This window comes from Pusillimonas sp. MFBS29, assembly GCF_020687695.1.
Taxonomy (GTDB): domain Bacteria; phylum Pseudomonadota; class Gammaproteobacteria; order Burkholderiales; family Burkholderiaceae_B; genus Pusillimonas_C.
In genome coordinates, this window is record NZ_JAJEWL010000003.1 from 65710 (window position 1) to 83583 (window position 17874).

Genomic DNA, 17874 nt, shown 5'->3' on the forward strand with positions numbered 1-17874 from the left:
CGTCACCTACCTTTTTTCCGCATTATCGTTCCCTTGCTTAGCTTCGTCCAGCGTAAGCTGGGCATCGGCAAGGCGCATCAAGAGGATGGAAATGCGAGCTCCCCCTTCACGACGGTTGGATATATCAATGCGACCGCCGTGTTCCTCGATAATTTTATTCACTATAGCAAGACCTAGCCCTGTTCCGCTGGCCTTGGTTGTGACATAGGGTTCAAACACCCTGCTTAACACCTGGGGCGCAAAGCCAGGCCCGTTATCGGACACCGTGAGCCTGACCGCCAGATGTTCGACTCCATCATCGCCCCGAGACTGAGTGCGTTTAGTCTGGACATAAATTCTGGCATCCGCCAGCGACTGGTTCTGGCATGCAGCATCCCGCGCATTCGCCAACAAGTTGTGGATGACCTGACGCAACTGCGTGACGTCACCTTCGATATGCGGTAGCTGCGGATCGAACTCTACTTCCAGACCCACGTTCAGGCCGTCGCCCCGAACCGCGCATTCTACGGGATCCCAGCCATATAGTGTCAAGACATCGCCTATCAGTTCGTTGATGTCTATGGGCTGCATCTGAGCCGGCGGGGTACGCGCATACTCGCGGAAATCGTCCACCATTTTCTTCAGCGATCCGACCTGACTGATGATGGTATTGGTCGAGCGCGTCAGCATGGCAGCATCTTCTTCGTTCAGACGCCCTCCCAGCTTCATGGCCAGCCGCTCGGCGGAAAGCTGTATGGGCGTCAGCGGATTCTTGATCTCGTGCGCCAGGCGCCGCGCAACTTCACCCCAGGCAACTGTGCGATTGGCTGAAATCACCTCGCTTATGTCATCGAACACCACCAGATAGCCATTGCCGCGGCCATCGACGTTCAGATGGGTACCCCGGGCCAGCAGGGTAACAACATGTCGTTTCTTTTCATTGTCGATCGCCGCCTCGAGTTCCAGCTCGAACTGTTGCTGCCAGTACAAGCGCTCGGAGCCCACCGCCGCATGTGCGGCAAATGCCTGTCGTATCAGCTGCGACAAGGCAAAAGCGCCATCTGCCGTTTCAAGCGGGCGCCCTTTGACTGAGCGCAGGTCCACACGCAAGATGCTCTGAGCGCCCTGGTTGAACATGGTCACGCGGAACATTTCATCGAATACCAGCACCCCCGAAGACAGATTGCTCAGCACCGACTCCAGGTAGACGTTCGAACGCTCGAGCTGCTGGCGATTTTTCTCGACCATCTGGCGGGCTTCTTCCAGTTGTCGTGTCATCGCGTTAAATGAGCGGGTCAATTGCCCCACCTCGTCGCGCTCCGGCGGCTCAGGCAGCGGACGATAATCACCCACACCCACGGCCTGCGTACCTGCCGCCAGCGTCAGCAAGGGGCGTACGAGGCGCCGGGATACGGCCAACGCCACCACAACTGCGGCAAACACAGCCAGGATCAGGGCCAGCGTCAGCGTGATGCCGTATAGCTTACGCAGACCCAGACGCGACAGGGCGAGTTCCTGATAATCCCGAAATCCTTGCTGAACCTGGTTCGCATTGCGGGCGATTTGCTCGGGCACCGGCTCTATCACCTGGAGCCAGCGCATGTCGGCCGCAACACCCAGCGATGAAGAAAGCCGCTCATGTGTGGCAATAGGCACCACGACACGCAAATGCAGGTTAACGTTGTCATCCGGGTCGTTGTCCCCTTCGGGAGCTTCGTCCACCTCGGCAGCCGAATAGCCACCGGCAATCCGCAACTGATTGAGCACGCTGGTGGGTGGCACATCGGGAAACAGCTGTCCGTAAGCCGACGATGAAAAGGCAAGCAAACGCCCGTTGCCCGTGAACACCAATGCCTCGGATACGCCACTGGCCTCGCGCAGGCGAGTGATCATGACCGCCATCTCGGCATCGCTGGCATTGCTCATGTTCTTCGAGATCTCCCGGGCACGACTGCTGAGATCACCCAATTGTGAATCCAGCGCGGCACGACCCAGATTCAGCCCGGACTCCAGGGCACTGTCTACCCGCACGTTGAACCACGACTCAATCGAACGAGACATGAACTGCACTGACAACACGTAAATCAATACGCCCGGCAGCACACCTATCAGCGCAAAATACAAGGCAAACCGGCCAGTCAGGCGGGCGCCGAATTGCCGGCGCCGAATTTGCCTGATCAAGCGCATTGCCAGCACCACAACCCACGAAATGAGCGCAACGGCAAAAATCAGATTCAGGATCAGCAGTGAGTCGTACTGCTGTGCGTAGCGCGATGCGTTGCCGGTCGACCAGACCAGCAACGCCAGCAGAGCCAGCGCGCTCCCGGCCGCAATGACCAGCGCGATACGCAAGCTCCAGCGGACTATGGCTGGCGCTTGTCTACGGAGATTGAAAAATTGAAGTTTTTCCATGGAGTCGCCAGGGACCAGGCGCTGCTGTTGTAGGCATCAACCTGAAAGGGTCGGGCCAATAGCGAGGTATCCAGTCGCACCCGCAACCGGCCTTCGTATAGTTCGTCATGCTCAAGATCTTCTATCCTGGCCACGTCCCAGCCGCGGATGTTGCGGACCACGGACAGCGCGTCGTCAAGCGAGGATTCCGGCAACGACAGTTCACCGGTACCGACACGCCATTGTCGTGTGAGCGCGTTATACACAATCCGCCAGGTTTGCCGCTGGTCCACGACTTTCTTGTCGAACCACCACCAGCGCGAGGACAGGATTTCAAGGTCGGCCGTGAAGTAGATGGGCACGCCCTTCTGCGCAGCGTTGCGCAACTCGCCCTCGACAGAGAACTCGACATCCGCATCAATATACAGGCTGCCGTCACGCACAACGGGATTCACGCTGACCACGCGCTCACGCTGATCCGGCAAGTCGATCTCGGCTTGCACAGGCAGAAAGAAGCACAGGACTATAGCCAGCAGCAGTCGCAACATTGACGCTCACGAGGATGAATAAAAAACACCGGATTCATACTGTATTTTTGACGACTCAGGCCGCCTTGGCAAACAGGGCGTAAAAGAAACCATCATGCGACATTGCCTGGTCCTTTTCCAAAGGCAGCCACTGCCCGGGCGCCGCCAGGCGAATCGCATCAGGATGACGCCGGACAAACTGCTCGGCCTGCTGCTCGCCCTCTTGGAGAAATATGGAGCAGGTCGCATAAAGCATATGCCCGCCCGGCTTGACTGTCGTCCAGAGGGCATCCGCGATGCTGCGCTGCAGAGCGGCGGTTTTGGCGATATCCGCTGCGCGCCGCAGCCACCTGATGTCGGGATGTCGACGCACTACACCCGACGCCGTGCAAGGCACGTCGGCTAAAACGGCATCAAAAGGCTCACCGTCCCACCAGCTCGCGACATCAGCCGCATCGGCGCAACGCAATGATACAGCGCTGCCGTCCAGATGCAGGCGCTTCAGGTTCTGCCCGACCCGTTGCAGCCGGGCCGGATCAGCATCCAGCGCCAGCAAGTTCAAGTCGGCCCGCTCCAGCAAATGGGCTGTTTTGCCGCCCGGTGCAGCGCACGCATCCAGCACGCGCATGCCAGGTTGCAAGGGTAATAAGCGCCCTGCCTGCTGCGCGGCCAGATCCTGTACCGACCACCAGCCCTGCTCGAAGCCAGGCACATCCTGAACAGGCCGTGGGGTCAGCAACGCTATGGCTTCTTCCTGAATATGAACGGCGGGAATTTCTGCCGCCTGCAAGGCTTCCAGCACTTGTGGCACCGTGGCCTGCCGCAGATTTACGCGCAATGTCATGGGGCCGGGCACATTTGCGGCGTGCAGCAGATCCTGCCAATGCTCCGGGTAGCTGCGGCGAACCTGGGCTATCCACCAGGCCGGGTGATTGAACATCGCTTCCGGATTTTCCCCGGCCTGAGCTAAAATGCTGCTTCTTTCCCGTATAAAACCCCGTAAGGTGCCATTTAGCAACGCTTTGTAGTTGCGCATGCGGTGCTGGCTACCCGCCGCCGTGACCGCCTGATCCACCACCGTATGCACGGCATACACCGGGATATGACGCCACTTGTCGGAGTCAGGATCTGCATCATCGGCGTATTCCAGTGCGCTATCAAGCAACGCCAACGACACCAGCAACAAGGCGTCGAACAAAGGATTCGGCGGAGTGCGCCGGACCAGTATCTGCTTTATCGCACGTGCCAGGCCAAGACGACGCATGGCATGGAATGCCACCGACTGGGCTGATGCACGCAGGAAAGCAGGCGTATCAGCCAGGCTGTCCGATAAGGAACGGCCGGCCAGCACTTCCTGCACATTCCGGGCGCTGGCCAAAATGGTGTCGGACAATGTGGGTGTACGGGTTGGCTTGGAAGGAGTATTGGGCACGAACGCAACAACCTGCGAGAGTCTGTTTTCAACCGGACTTTATCATCAATTCGCGAACAAGACCTGTTTGCACCCGGAAAGCCGACGACTCGCTCCAGGCAAGTTTTTTACAGATTTTTTATCGAGCCACTGGCTCAACGAGGTAAATCATGAGTTCCCCAAAAGTCGGCTTTGTCAGCCTGGGATGCCCCAAGGCACTGGTTGATTCCGAGCGCATCCTTACGCAACTGCGTACCGAAGGCTATGCAATCACACCCGACTACGACAATGCCGATGTCGTGGTCGTCAACACCTGCGGCTTCATCGACAGCGCCAAGGCTGAATCACTGGATGCCATAGGCGAAGCTATCGCCGAGAACGGCAAAGTGATCGTTACCGGCTGCATGGGCGTCGAGGAATCATTGATCCGTGATGTCCATCCGGCAGTGCTGGCCGTAACCGGCCCGCAACAATATGAACAGGTGGTGCGGGCCGTGCACGAAGCGGCGCCCCCCAGCCTGACCCATGACCCCTACGTAGACCTGGTGCCACCCCAAGGCATCAAACTGACGCCCCGCCATTATGCCTACCTGAAGATTTCGGAAGGCTGCAACCACCGGTGCAGCTTCTGCATCATTCCGTCCATGCGCGGCAACCTGGTCAGTCGCCCCATTGGCGATGTCATGGGCGAAGCCGAACGCCTGGTCAAGGCCGGCGTCAAGGAATTACTGGTCATTTCACAAGACACCAGCGCCTACGGCGTAGACGTCAAGTTCCGCAGCGGCTTCTGGAACGGGCGCCCCATCAAAACGCACATGACCCAGCTAAGCGAAGCGCTGGCCGGTTTTGGCGTATGGACCCGCCTGCACTACGTGTATCCCTACCCGCATGTCGATGAAGTCATTCCCCTGATGGCCGACGGCAAGATCCTGCCCTACCTGGATATTCCCTTCCAGCATGCCAGCCCCAAAATACTGAAGGCCATGAAACGGCCTGCCTTCGAAGATCGCACCCTGGCGCGCATCAAGAGCTGGCGCGAGGCCTGTCCGGACCTCACCCTGCGGTCCACCTTTATCGTGGGCTTTCCTGGCGAAACAGAGGAAGACTTCCAGTACCTGCTCGACTGGATGACCGAGGCCCAGCTCGACCGGGTGGGCTGTTTCCAGTACTCGCCGGTGGAAGGCGCACGCGCCAACGCACTGCCCGACCAGGTTCCCGACGAGGTCAAACAGGAACGCTGGGACCGCTTCATGGCTCATCAGCAAGCCATATCCACCGAAAGGCTGGCCAACAAGATCGGCCGGGAAATGGACGTTCTGATCGACGAGATCGATGACGACGGCGCCATAGGCCGATCCAGTGCCGACGCGCCCGAGATCGACGGCAATGTTTTTGTTACCAGCGAAAAAACGCTGAAGCCAGGCGACATGGTTCGCGTGCGTATCAGCGATTCAGACGAATACGACCTGTACGGCGACGCGATCTAGCTAACGTTCCTGCCAGCCTTGCACAAAGGCTGCCACGGGCTGGCGCTTGCCGCCGGCCTTTTGCATTTCGAGCAGACGCAGCACGCCTGCAGCGGTTGCGATGTCGATTCCCTGGGGCCCGGCGTGCACCACCTGCCCGGGCAGCACGTCGGCAGCGCGCCCGCTGTCTTCGGGCAAGGCCACAGCATCCCACACCTTGACGGGATCCTTCAGCCCCGGCAAGACCATGGTCGAGCCCGGCACCGGGTTAAAGGCACGTATACGACGGGCCAGCTCAATCGCAGGCTGGCTGAAATCCAGTGCCGCTTCCGACTTCTCGAGTTTGGCCGCATAGGTCACACCCTCGTGCGGCTGCGGCTGCGCCTTCAGCTCGCCCGCCGCCAGGGCGGCGATGGCATCGATAATGGCGGTTGCGCCCAGAGCAGCCAGTTCATCATGCAGCGTAGCCGCACTATGGGTTTCAGTGATGGGAATCGCGCGTGTCAGCAGCATGTCGCCGGTATCCAGGCCTTCATCCATTTGCATAATGGTTACACCGGTCTGCGCATCACCCGCTACGATGGCACGCTGTATGGGTGCGGCGCCGCGCCAGCGCGGAAGCAGGCTGGCGTGGATATTGAAGCAACCATGTACGGGCAGAGTCAGCACCCATCGGGGCAGAATCAGGCCATAGGCTGCCACCACCATCAGGTCAGGTGCGGCCTTGAGCAAGGCTTGCTGTGCCGCCACAGCGTCGTCGGGATATTTGCCATCCAGGCGCAAGCTGCGTGGCTGGCAAACCGGAATGCCAGCCGCCTGCGCAGTCTGCTTCACCGCACTGGGCGTAAGCTTGAGCCCGCGCCCTGACGGGCGATCGGGCTGGGTCAGGACCAGCGGGACTTCATGCCCGGCGGCCAGAATGGCTTCCAGCGCCTGGCTGGCAAAAGCTGGCGTACCAGCAAAAACGATTCGCATAAACAGAAAGGCCGATTCACATCATGAATCGGCCATCATAACAATAACAAATGGTTAGCAGGGCCTGGCGCTCAGGCCTTGAGCACCTCGCGTTCCTGCTTGCGCAGGCGAGTCTTGATGCGGTTTTGTTTCAGCATGGACAGGTACTCGACAAAGACCTTGCCCAGCAAGTGATCAAGTTCGTGCTGCACGCAGACTGCCAGCAGGCCATCGGCATCGAACTCGTAGGTTTCGCCCTTTTCGTTCAGGGCACGCACCCGTATGCGTGCCGCACGCTCGACCTCGTCGTAAATGCCCGGAACCGACAGGCAACCCTCTTCGTAAACCTGAATTTCGTCGCTTTTCCAGATGATTTCGGGGTTGATGAGGACGATCAACTCATTGCCGTCTTCCGAGACGTCGATGACAACCACACGCTCGTGCACATCAACCTGTGTGGCAGCCAGGCCCACGCCGGGTGCGTCGTACATGGTTTCGGCCATGTCGCGTACCAACTGGCGTATACGGTCGTCGACCTGCTCGACAGGTTTCGCAACCTTGTGCAGGCGGGGGTCGGGATACCGAAGGATGGGAAGTAAAGCCATAGAAACTGATCCGCTGATACGGGTAAACCGTTATCATAAAACAAACATTGCCTGCGTGCCCCGGTACCAAACGGCGCCACGGAGTCGCAGCGCGGCAAGTTAGTCCTGCTGTCGCCAAATTTCACCTGCCTTATGTCACACTAGAGCATGCCTCTTACATTAGCAAAAGAAGAGCTCAGCTCCTGGATACGCCTGTCGCTTGAACCCGGCCTGGGCCCCGCCCTGGCCCGCAATCTGCTGGCCGCGCTGGGTTTGCCCCAGGATATCTACGCCGCGTCTGCAGGCAACCTGGCAAGGCTGCTGCCCGGCCAGCTCGTACAACAGATCAGGCAGGCCCCCGGTAACGAGATCCTTGAAGCCATTGCCAAGACCCTGGAATGGCTGGATCACCCCCAGCATCATCTGCTGACGCTTGCCGACAGCAGCTATCCGCGGGCACTGCTCGACATCCACGACCCTCCGCTGCTGCTGTATGCCAACGGCAACCTCGATCTGCTGAATCGCTCCGCCATCTCGATAGTCGGTGCACGCAATGCAAGCGCTGCAGGTCTGGACAACGCCCACGCATTTTCCCTGCATCTGGCTCAATCAGGCTGGTGCATCGTCAGCGGCCTGGCGCTGGGCATAGATTCAGCGGTTCATGAAGGCGCCCTGCAGGCCGGCGGCAGCGGCGGTGGCACGATAGCCATCATCGGCACTGGCATAGACATCGTTTATCCGGCCCGAAATCGGGACCTGGCTCATAAAATCGCCCGGGAAGGCTTGCTGATCTCGGAATTTCCTCTTGGCCAGCGTGCGTTGCCCTATCATTTCCCCAAGCGCAACCGCCTGGTAGCCGGCATGGCGCGCGGCATTCTGGTGGTCGAGGCCGCCAGGCAAAGCGGCTCGCTCATTACCGCCCGCCTGGCAACCGAAATGGGCCGCGAAGTCTTTGCCATACCCGGCTCCATACATTCGCCCCTGTCGCGTGGCTGTCATGCACTGATCCGTCAAGGCGCCAAGCTGGTCGAATGCGCCGAAGACATCCACGAAGAGCTGGGCAAGCCCAGGCTGGCCGGTGTACCGGCACCCACACCAGCCATGCACCGCGTGCAGGTATCCACAGAAGCGGCCATTCCCGAAGCCGCACACGAACCTGCCACACAACGCATCCTGGACGCCATGGGCTTCGACCCCGTCGATCTCGACACGCTGCAGCGACGTACCCAGCTGGGCCTATCCGCACTGAACAGCAGCCTGCTGGCACTCGAGCTTTCGGAAACCGTCGCCAGGCAGGACGACGGCCGTTTCCTGCGCCGCTCAACATTACAATCACGGTAATATACAGAGTTAATATTCATAATCTGTTGCCGCGGCCAGCCTACCAAGGAATCCTGTCATGTCCTTACCCAATAAAGTAAAAATCGTCGAAGTCTCGCCCCGCGATGGACTGCAAAACGAAAAGGAATTTGTCGACACCGCCCTCAAGATCGAACTTATCGACCGTCTGTCTGCGGCCGGGTTTGTCAATATCGAGGCCGCCTCGTTTGTGTCCCCGAAATGGGTGCCACAAATGGCCGATGGCGCAGAAGTCATGGCAGGCATCACACGCCGGCCAGGCACCATCTATTCAGTCCTCACCCCCAACATGCGTGGCTTCGAGGCCGCACTGGCCGCCGGTGCCGACGAGGTCGTTATTTTCGGCGCAGCCAGCGAAGCCTTCTCACAGAAAAACATCAACTGCTCCATTGCCGAATCCATTGCCCGTTTCGAACCTGTGGCGCACGCCGCCAAGGAAGCCGGGCTACGCCTGCGTGCCAGCATAAGCTGTGCGTTAGGTTGCCCGTACCAAGGCGAAACCCCCATCGCTTCGGTGGTCGATGTGGCCCAACGCATGCTGGCCCTGGGCTGCGACGAAATCGACGTGGCCGACACCATAGGCACAGGCACCGCGAAGCGCGTGGGTGAAGTCATGCGTGCCGTTACCGAAGTCGTCGACCCGGCGCGCGTCTCGGGCCATTTTCACGACACCTATGGCCAATCCCTGGCCAATATTCTGGCGGCCATGGAAGCCGGCATCACCATTTTCCACAGCTCCGTCGCCGGCCTGGGTGGCTGCCCTTATGCCAAGGGCGCAACCGGCAATGTGGCCACCGAAGACGTGCTGTACATGATGCAAGGTCTGGGCATAGAAACAGGCATAGACCTTGAAGCCGTCGCCGACACCGGCCTGTGGATGTCGCAACATTTGAATCGCAAGTCATCCAGTCGCGCCGGAACCGCGCTGGCAGCACGCAAGGCAGCCTGAGCTTGTTGTCGCACTTAAGACCCAGCCCCGAAGAACACAATCAGCTCCTGCAGGAAATCGGGCCATTGCCGATCAAGGGAATGGCCTGGCCGGCATGGATCAAGCTGATGGCATGGGCCACACTGGCTTTCATAGGCTTCCAGATCATTCGCATCGCCGCAGGCCCGCTGGGACAAAACATCAGTCCCATGGTCACCGGCAGCATTATTGTTTGCTATGTGGGCCTGCTTGTCCTGGCACGCTACATGCAAATATCGGTCACCTCAATTACCGAAACCGGCATACAGCAGTCGTGGCTGGGCCGACGTGAAATCGCCTGGGAAGAAATTCAGTTCGTGAAGTTCATCCCCTTGCTGGCATCGAAAAAAATGATCTGCTTTCCGGCACGCGGCCGGCCGGTGGTATTCCAGGCCGGCACCAAAGAACTGCAGATTGCGTTTGCGCGAATTTCGCTGGTATACCGGAGGCGCAAATAGGCTGCGCCTTACTGGTAACTCTTGTCATCAAAGAGCTTTGCTTGCCGCAATAAACCCGGTTCTTAAGGCGGTGTCCGGGTCCGACTTGCCCCACCATCCTGCTCTAAAGACGTGGTGCCTGGCACTGGACAGAGCGGAGATTGAGCACGCCACCGGGCTGTGCCCTGCCGGGGAGGCAAGGCCGCAACTGTTCGAGCAACGCGAGTGCAGGTAGCCCGGGGGGCTGCCTGCGTTGCGAGTTTTGCGGCCGCCCCGGCAGGGAATAGCCTGGTGGGAAATCCCGGCGCAGCCGGGATCGTGCGATTTTCCGCGGCGTCCAGTGCCAGGCACCGCGTCTCTTTAGAACATGAGGCAAGACGGTAAAAAACGCAAAGCCAGGCTGCTAAAACGTCAATCGCCTAATCAGCGACAACTGGATCAGACACAGCCGGATATCCAATACACAACTGCATAACAGGCTCCAGGGGGATCCCCAGCCCCAGCACATCGGCAGTCGCCTCATCGTTGAAGCCCCCCACCCCGACGCACCCCAGCCCTTCGGCAACCGCCTGCAGTTGCAGATTCTGCGCGGCGGCCCCCGCCTCGAGATAGACATAACGGACCCCACGCCGGCCAAAAGGGCGTTGGTCCGCAAACGCTTGGGCTGGCTTAACCATATCGGCACAAATAACGATAATGCAGGCTGCCTGCCCTATCCAGGGTTGCTCATCAATAGCCGCCGCAGCCAGTGCCGGCCGCAGATCCGAACCATGCAGCAATCGCAAAGATTGATCATTTACACCAATCTCGTACAGCCCCTGGTCCAGCCCCGCCACCCGCGCCGCCTGAACATACAGGCGTAAAGGATGCATGGCGTGGGCGGAGGGCGCCGTGCGGTTGCCGTCAGGCCCCGTGATTCCCTGTGCCGCCCACAACAGCCTTTGCAGGGCTTGCAGCGGTACGGCCGCGTTGGAAAAATCCCGGACCGTCCTGCGCTGCAACAGGGCCTGCCTCAGACTGATTTCTGCCAGACTCATCGTACCGGCAATCCGTACATCAGCCCGCCATCAGTCCATTGGGCGTTCAAGCCACGCTCGATCTGCAAGGGACTGCCCTTGCCTACGTTGCGCTCGAAGCTTTCACCGTAGTTGCCGACCTGCTTGATGATGTTATAGGCCCACTTTTCATCAACGCCCAGGTTTTTGCCTGAACCTTCGGTCACACCCAGCAGGCGCTTCACATTCGGGTTCTCGCTTTTAAGCTGCTCATCAACATTGGCCGAGGTAATGCCCAGTTCTTCGGCACCTATCATGGCCTGCAGGGACCACTTCACCACATTCAGCCAACGATCGTCACCCTGACGCACAAACGGGCCCAACGGCTCTTTGGAAACGATCTCGGGCAGCACCTGGTAATCATCGGGATTGGACAGCTTCGAGATACGGATCGAAGCCAGGCCCGATGCATCGGTGGTGAACACATCGCAGCGGCCTGCAGCAAAGGCATTGACCACTTCGTTGAACTGCTCGATCACCACAGGCTTGTAGTTCACGTTATTTGCGCGCGCCCAGTCAGCCATCGTGCTCTCGTTGGACGTACCGGTTTGCATGCACACCGATGCGCCATCCAGCTCTTTGGCGCTGCTCACGCCCAGTGACTTGGGCACCAGAAAGCCTTGGCCGTCATAGAAATTGACGCCGGCTGAAATCGCACCCAGCGCCGTATCACGCTGCTGCGTGACTGTGGTGTTGCGCGCAAGCAGATCGATCTCGCCTGACTGCAGTGCTGTGAAACGTTGTTGAGAACTTAGCGGCACTGCCTTGAATTTCGAGGCATCGCCCAGCGTTGCTGCGGCAACAGCACGGCACATATCGACATCAAGGCCCTTCCACTCTCCTTTTGCGTCGGGCGCCGAAAAGCCTGCAAAGCCTGTGGTGACTCCGCAGTGAACCACCCCGCGCTCCTTGACCACATCGAGCGTATCGGCGTGAGCGCCTGAAAACCCGGCCGCCAGGACTGCAACGCCTGCAACATACTTGAACTTGCGCATGGAACATCCCCTATTAAAAACAACAAGCTTTTGATCGCATCTTACTGCAATCAGGCCAGGGGAAAACACATGTACTTATTCATAACTGCGGATATCGTCGATGACCTTGCCGTCATTGGGCAGGCTATCAGGCGCAACCGGCTCGATATCGGCGCGCAGCTTGGTGAGCTCGCGCACCGAGGCGGCAACACGGGCCAGCACTTCCGGATCGTGCTGCGCAAGCTCGGCCTGCAGTGTCATCAGGTCATTGCCCACCTTGCCGGAGATCACCAGCCGTGCCTTGCCGATCTCGGGATGCCGTTTGAGTACGCTGGCCACCTGGGCGGGATGTACAAACATGCCCCTGACCTTGGTAGTTTGATCGGCGCGTCCCATCCAGCCCTTGATCCGCACGTTGCTGCGGCCACATGGTGAGCTGCCCAGCATCAACATGGACAAGTCACCCGTACCAAAGCGCACCAGCGGATAATCGGGATTCAAGGTGGTGACGACCACTTCGCCAACCTCTCCGTCCTTGGCGGGCTGACTGGTGCCCGGCCGTACTATCTCGAGGATGATGTCTTCGTTCACCACCAATCCGTCCCGGGCCGATGTCTCGTAAGCCATCATGCCCAAATCAGCACTGCCGTAGGCCTGATAACCGTCAATGCCACGCTCGGCGAACCATTTGCACAACGACGGCGGAAACGCCTCGCCGGAAAATAGCGCCCGTTTGATCGAAGGCAGGGCCACGCCCAGCTCATCGGCTTTTTCAAGAATGATCTTCAGGAAACTTGGAGTACCGGTGTAACCCGCAGGCGCCAGATCGGCAATGGCCTGCACCTGTTGCTCCGTTTGCCCCACACCGCCCGGAAACACCGTGCATCCCAGCGCGTGTGCAGCCGTTTCCATCATGGAGCCGGCAGGCGTGAAGTGGTAAGAGAAGCAGTTGTATACCAGTTCGCCACTGCGAAAACCTGCTGCGTAGAGCGACCGGGCAAAGCCCCAGTAGTCCGGGCGGCGGCTTTCAGGCTCGTAGATGGGCCCGGGAGAAGCAAAAACCCGCGCGGCCTCACCCCAGCCTATGGCTGAAAAACCGCCGAACACCCTGCTTGTAGGGGAAAGCTCTTGCCCGGCCTGACCCTGTCTCATGGCCAATTGAGCCTGGAGCAGCTCGCTTTTCCGTATGACGGGTATCTGTACAAGATCGGCACGGCTGCGGATGACGTCAGGCTCGACTCCTTGCAGTTGCTGCGCAATGGCCGGAGCGCGCTCACGGGCCCGCTTCAGCGCATCTGGCAGACGTGCCAGCAAGCTGTGCTCACGCGCTGCGGCGTCTGCCGCCTCCCGGTCTTCATAATATTTGCTCATGATTCATCCCGCCAGGACATCCGCCTGGTCAAAAAACGCATGCACTATCGCCGGGCCTAAGCCAGCCAGCGCTTGCGTCGCCGATAGAATTTGGTGTCCCGAAAGTTCTTGCGCTCACCACTGGATACGCCCAGATAGAATTCCTTGACGTCTTCGTTTTCGGCCAGTTCACGCGCTTCACCGTCCATCATCACACGGCCGTTTTCCAGAATGTAGCCATAGTCTGCATAGCGCAAGGCTATGTTCGTGTTCTGTTCAGCCAGCAGAAAACTGACTCCTTCACGCTGATTCAGGTCCTGAACAATTTCAAAAATTTCTTCCACGATTTGCGGTGCCAGCCCCATCGAAGGTTCGTCCAGCAGAATCATGGTCGGACTGGCCATCAGGGCACGCCCGATTGCCGTCATTTGCTGCTCGCCACCCGAGGTGTAGCCTGCCTGGCTGCCACGACGCTGCTTCAGCCGTGGGAAATACTGATAGACCCTGTCCAGCGACGCATTCAGTTCACCCCGGCTGATATTCCGTGTGTAGGCACCGGTCAGCAGGTTCTCTTCGATAGTCAGGTGTGCAAAGCAATGACGCCCTTCCATGACCTGCACGACCCCGCGCTTGACCAGATCAGCCGGCGTAAGCTTTTCGATACGCTCGCCGCGATAATCGATGCTGCCTTTGGTCACATCGCCGCGCTCAGCCTTGAGCAAATTGGACACTGCCCGCAAGGTGGTGGTCTTGCCAGCGCCATTGGCCCCCAGCAATGCCACGATCTTTCCTTCCGGCACACACAAGGAAACCCCCTTGAGCACCAGAATCACGTGGTTGTAGATAACCTCGATGCCATTGACATTAAGGAGAATATTTGGGGTCTCGGCCTGAACAGTCGCATTCATACATTTGTTTCCGGTAATTGCCGGGACCGGTAGCCGCCCTGGAGCGACCACCGGCAACCTGACACTACATTAGCCCTCGCACTTACGGACTTCGAGTTTCTTCTCGGCGGCGTACTTGGCAGCAAGATCCTTGACCAGCGGTTCTACATACTTCTTGTCGGACTGATACCAGTCGGACACGATTTCGAACTTGGAGCCGTTCCACTGAATAATGCGTGCCCAGTCATCGCCCATATGGTTGCTGCACGAGGTCTTGACCGGCTTCATCAGCTTGGCGAAGCCCAGCTCTTCAAGGCGTTCCTGCGTGATGTTCAGGTTCTCGAAACCCCAGCGGACTTGCTCAGGCGTCATGTGTTTGCCCTTGCCGTACTTTTCCTGGGCGGTACGTATGGCTTCGACCTGAAGCATCGAGATCATCATGCCGCGTGTGTGTGCAATGGTGCCCACGTACTTGCCCTCGGTATCAGTGCCCTGGCCCTTGTCGTAGACGTGCTTCTTCAGATCTTCGTGTACACGGCCGTGGTCGGCGCTGTTATGAATGGTAATGCCGTTATAGCCCTTGGCGACCGCACCCAGATCCTGGACGTCGTTTTCGGAGCTGGCCCACCAGATGCCGTACATCTTGTCGCGCGAATAGCCGACAGCCTGGGCTTCACGAATGGCGGTAGGCGTCATGATGCCTGCGCTCCAGAGCAACAGGAAGTCAGGGCGGCTCTGCCGTACCTGCAGCCAGGTGGATTTTTGCTGCACACCGGGTGCCGTTACAGGATAGAGCAGAAGCTCAAAGCCATTGGCCTTGGCGCGCTCTTGCAAAAGGGCAATAGGCTCTTTGCCATAAGGAGAGTCGTGGTAGACCAGGGCAATCTTCTTGCCCTTCAGTTTGTCTTCACCACCCAGCTTCTTGGCAATGTCCTGGATCATGACGTCGGCGGCCGTCCAGTAGGTACCCAGCAGCGGGAAGTTCCACTTGAACACAGAGCCGTCAGCCGATTGCGACAAGCCATAACCCACGGTTTCGATCGAGAAGCCGTCAACGATGGCCTTGTCGGTCAGGGCAAAAGTAATACCAGTAGACTGGGTATCAAACCCGGATGCACCACCGTGGCTGTTCTTCAGGCGCTCGTAGCACTCCACACCGCGATCGGTTGCGTAGGCGGTTTCACACTCTTCGTAGACTATCTTGACGCCGTTGATGCCGCCATCACGTTCATTGACGAGCTTGAGGTAATCCATCTTGCCGTCAGCCCATGGGATACCCAGTGGGGCAAAAGAGCCGGTACGATAGGCCAGCAGCGGTATGAACTGCTCTTCCGCGGCCGCCGCAGGCAAGGATGCCGTAGCCAGGGTGCCTGCTACAGCAACCATGGCTGCAGCGAATTTAAAGGAACGTTTCATCTCCAAGTCCTCCTGATGGTGTCTATATGCACCGTTTGCGTTTCGACATGACCTGAATCGGCCAGCCGGGTTACTGATGTGTTGCCGGAAAAGTCTGCCCAATTAATGCGGGAAGGGCCAGATACGTAGTTTTTCTTTACCTATGCTCCAGAGTCGCGCCAGTCCGTGAGGTTCGACAATCAGGAAAAAAACGATCAGGGCGCCAAAGACCATGTGCTCGATGTGCGAGGCGATGTCAACGGATATGGACAAGCCAAACAAGTGCGGCACGTTGGTCAGCAAGACCGGCAGCAGCACCATGAACGCAGCACCGAAGAAGCTGCCCACAATTGAGCCCAGGCCGCCGATAATCACAATGAACAGCAGTTGCAGGGAGCGGTTCAGGTCAAAAGCCAGCGGCTCCCAGGAACCCAGGTGTATGTAGGCCCACAGTGCGCCTGCCACACCGATAATGAAAGAGCTGACGGCGAAGGCAGTAAGCTTGGCATAAACCGGGCGGATCCCGATCACCGATGCGGCCACATCCATGTCACGTATGGCCATCCATTGCCGCCCTATGGCCCCACGCACCAGATTCTTGGCCAGCACGGCAAACACCACGACGAAAATCAGCACGAACAGATAGCGTTGGACCGGCGTCTGGACGGGCAAGCCGAAGGCGGTCAGGGCCGGCACCGAGACGTTGCCCGACGACGAATAATTGGTGAAGAACGGTATGCGCAGGAATGCCCAGTCAACAAAGAACTGGGCAGCCAGCGTGGTGACCGCCAGATACAAGCCCCGGATGCGCAGGCTGGGAACCCCGAACACCACGCCGACCAGGGTGGCGAATACTCCGCCCAGCAAGATCTGGATAACCAGCGGCGTAGCCGGAATGCGCACACCGAAATTCCAGGCGGCATAGGCACCAACCGCCATGAAGGCGCCCGAACCTATGGAGATCTGGCCGCAATAGCCCACCAGAATATTCAGGCCTATCGCTGCCAGCGAAAGTATCAGGAAGGGTATGAATATTGCCTGCAGGAAGTAATTTGAGGCCAGCAGGGGAACCGCCACGAAGGCAACAATCAGCAACCCTGTCATGAAGGTTCTGTCTTGCCTTATGGGGAAAATCTGCTGATCTGCCCGGTAGGTGCTTTTGAACTGGCCGTTTTCACGATAAAACATAGTCGATACCCAAGTCGCTTAAACGCGGTCAATAATTTTTTCGCCAAACAAACCTTGCGGGCGGAAGAGCAAAAACACCAGGGCGAGCATGTAGGCAAACCAGATTTCTATACCGCCACCCACAAAAGGCCCCAGATAAATCTCGGATAGTTTTTCACCAACGCCAATGATCAGGCCGCCGATGATGGCGCCGGGCACCGAAGTGAGCCCGCCCAGGATGACCACCGGCAGTGCGCGCAATGCGGCAGTGGACAAGGTGAACTGCACCCCGAACTTGGAGCCCCAGATAATGCCCGCCACCAAAGCAACCAGCCCTGCTACCGTCCAGACCACCACCCAGATGCGATTGAGCGGAATGCCTATGGATTGCGCTGCCTGGTGGTCGTCTGCAACCGCGCGCAGGGCACGACCGACCGAGGTGTACTGGAAGAAAAATGCCAGCGCCGCGACCAGCAGCGCCGAAACACCGGCGGCGGTCAGGTCTTCAAGACTGATAAGCAGGCCACCTTCGAATACCGTGTCGAGGATGAAGACGGGATCCTTGGGCATGCCGACATCGATGGTGTAAACGTTGCTGCCGAACAGTATCTGGCCCATGCCGTCCAGGAAGTAGCTGATGCCTATGGTGGCCATCAGCAGGGTGGTTCCTTCCTGATTGACCAGATAGCGCAAGACCCAGCGCTCGATCGCCACGGCGATCAGCCACATGAATACGGCGGCAAAGACGAAAGCCAGCACGTTCGCCAGGAACAGGCTTTCTATGCCCAGCCACCTGGGAATCCATTCCGACAGGCGTGCCATGGCCAGCGCAGCGATGAGCACCATGGCGCCCTGGGCAAAGTTGAAGACCCCCGATGCTTTGAAGATCAATACAAAGCCCAGCGCCACCAGGGAATAAAGCATGCCCGTCATCAGGCCGCCAAACAAGGTTTCCAGAAAAAATGCCATGT

At 58.6% G+C, this 17874-nt stretch carries 16 protein-coding genes; 4 read left to right on the forward strand and 12 right to left on the reverse strand.

What is annotated here, in order from left to right; genetic code table 11:
- Positions 1-6: 6 nt before the first annotated feature.
- From LKR43_RS05390 to rsmB, 3 genes are read right to left on the reverse strand one after another with little or no spacing between them, the layout of a single operon-like run.
- On the reverse strand, positions 7-2391 hold the full coding sequence (locus tag LKR43_RS05390) for an ATP-binding protein (protein WP_227682926.1): 2385 nt from the start codon (positions 2389-2391) through the stop codon (positions 7-9).
- On the reverse strand, positions 2343-2918 hold the full coding sequence (locus LKR43_RS05395; RefSeq protein WP_227682928.1) for a DUF4390 domain-containing protein: 576 nt from the start codon (positions 2916-2918) through the stop codon (positions 2343-2345). Before LKR43_RS05395 ends, LKR43_RS05390 begins: the two co-directional genes overlap by 49 nt.
- 55 nt (positions 2919-2973) lie before the next feature.
- Positions 2974-4329, reverse strand: coding sequence for a 16S rRNA (cytosine(967)-C(5))-methyltransferase RsmB (rsmB, locus tag LKR43_RS05400; RefSeq protein ID WP_227682930.1), 1356 nt, complete (start codon positions 4327-4329; stop codon positions 2974-2976).
- Positions 4330-4478: 149 nt separating this feature from the next.
- Here rsmB and rimO point away from each other — a divergent pair, with 149 nt between their 5' ends.
- Positions 4479-5795, forward strand: coding sequence for a 30S ribosomal protein S12 methylthiotransferase RimO (rimO, locus tag LKR43_RS05405; protein ID WP_227682931.1), 1317 nt, complete (start codon positions 4479-4481; stop codon positions 5793-5795).
- On the opposite strand, the gene fmt is transcribed toward rimO, so the two are convergent.
- The gene (gene fmt / locus LKR43_RS05410; RefSeq protein ID WP_227682932.1) at positions 5796-6749 is read right to left on the reverse strand and encodes a methionyl-tRNA formyltransferase; all 954 of its coding nucleotides are present in this window, start codon (positions 6747-6749) and stop codon (positions 5796-5798) included.
- 71 nt (positions 6750-6820) lie between these two features.
- Entirely contained in the window at positions 6821-7333 is a 513-nt protein-coding gene (gene def, locus LKR43_RS05415) for a peptide deformylase (RefSeq protein WP_227682933.1), read from the reverse strand.
- 147 nt (positions 7334-7480) lie between these two features.
- Here def and dprA point away from each other — a divergent pair, with 147 nt between their 5' ends.
- The 3 genes from dprA to LKR43_RS05430 are packed head-to-tail and all read left to right on the forward strand — an operon-like array spanning position 7481 to position 10096.
- Entirely contained in the window at positions 7481-8653 is a 1173-nt protein-coding gene (gene dprA, locus LKR43_RS05420; protein WP_227682934.1) for a DNA-processing protein DprA, read from the forward strand.
- 58 nt (positions 8654-8711) lie between these two features.
- The gene (locus LKR43_RS05425) at positions 8712-9620 is read left to right on the forward strand and encodes a hydroxymethylglutaryl-CoA lyase (protein WP_227682935.1); all 909 of its coding nucleotides are present in this window, start codon (positions 8712-8714) and stop codon (positions 9618-9620) included.
- A gap of 5 nt (positions 9621-9625) precedes the next feature.
- Positions 9626-10096, forward strand: a complete 471-nt coding sequence (locus tag LKR43_RS05430; RefSeq protein ID WP_227682936.1) for a hypothetical protein — start codon at positions 9626-9628, stop codon at positions 10094-10096.
- A gap of 398 nt (positions 10097-10494) precedes the next feature.
- Here the strand turns inward: LKR43_RS05430 and LKR43_RS05435 are convergent, their stop codons facing one another.
- The 7 genes from LKR43_RS05435 to LKR43_RS05465 form a co-directional block, all read right to left on the reverse strand.
- A complete protein-coding gene (locus LKR43_RS05435; protein ID WP_227682938.1) occupies positions 10495-11112 on the reverse strand; it encodes a SagB/ThcOx family dehydrogenase in 618 nt (205 codons plus the stop codon).
- Entirely contained in the window at positions 11109-12125 is a 1017-nt protein-coding gene (locus LKR43_RS05440; RefSeq protein WP_227682940.1) for an amino acid ABC transporter substrate-binding protein, read from the reverse strand. Before LKR43_RS05440 ends, LKR43_RS05435 begins: the two co-directional genes overlap by 4 nt.
- A gap of 75 nt (positions 12126-12200) precedes the next feature.
- Positions 12201-13475, reverse strand: coding sequence for a phenylacetate--CoA ligase family protein (locus LKR43_RS05445; protein ID WP_227682941.1), 1275 nt, complete (start codon positions 13473-13475; stop codon positions 12201-12203).
- A 56-nt stretch (positions 13476-13531) separates the two neighbouring features.
- Entirely contained in the window at positions 13532-14362 is an 831-nt protein-coding gene (locus tag LKR43_RS05450; protein ID WP_227682942.1) for an ABC transporter ATP-binding protein, read from the reverse strand.
- 69 nt (positions 14363-14431) lie between these two features.
- Positions 14432-15757 carry an ABC transporter substrate-binding protein gene (locus LKR43_RS05455; RefSeq protein ID WP_227682943.1) on the reverse strand — a complete coding sequence of 442 codons (1326 nt, stop codon included), beginning with the start codon at positions 15755-15757 and terminating at the stop codon, positions 14432-14434.
- A gap of 102 nt (positions 15758-15859) precedes the next feature.
- Positions 15860-16924, reverse strand: a complete 1065-nt coding sequence (locus tag LKR43_RS05460) for a branched-chain amino acid ABC transporter permease (RefSeq protein ID WP_227682944.1) — start codon at positions 16922-16924, stop codon at positions 15860-15862.
- 18 nt (positions 16925-16942) lie between these two features.
- Positions 16943-17872, reverse strand: a complete 930-nt coding sequence (locus LKR43_RS05465; RefSeq protein ID WP_227682945.1) for a branched-chain amino acid ABC transporter permease — start codon at positions 17870-17872, stop codon at positions 16943-16945.
- Positions 17873-17874 lie beyond the last annotated feature (2 nt).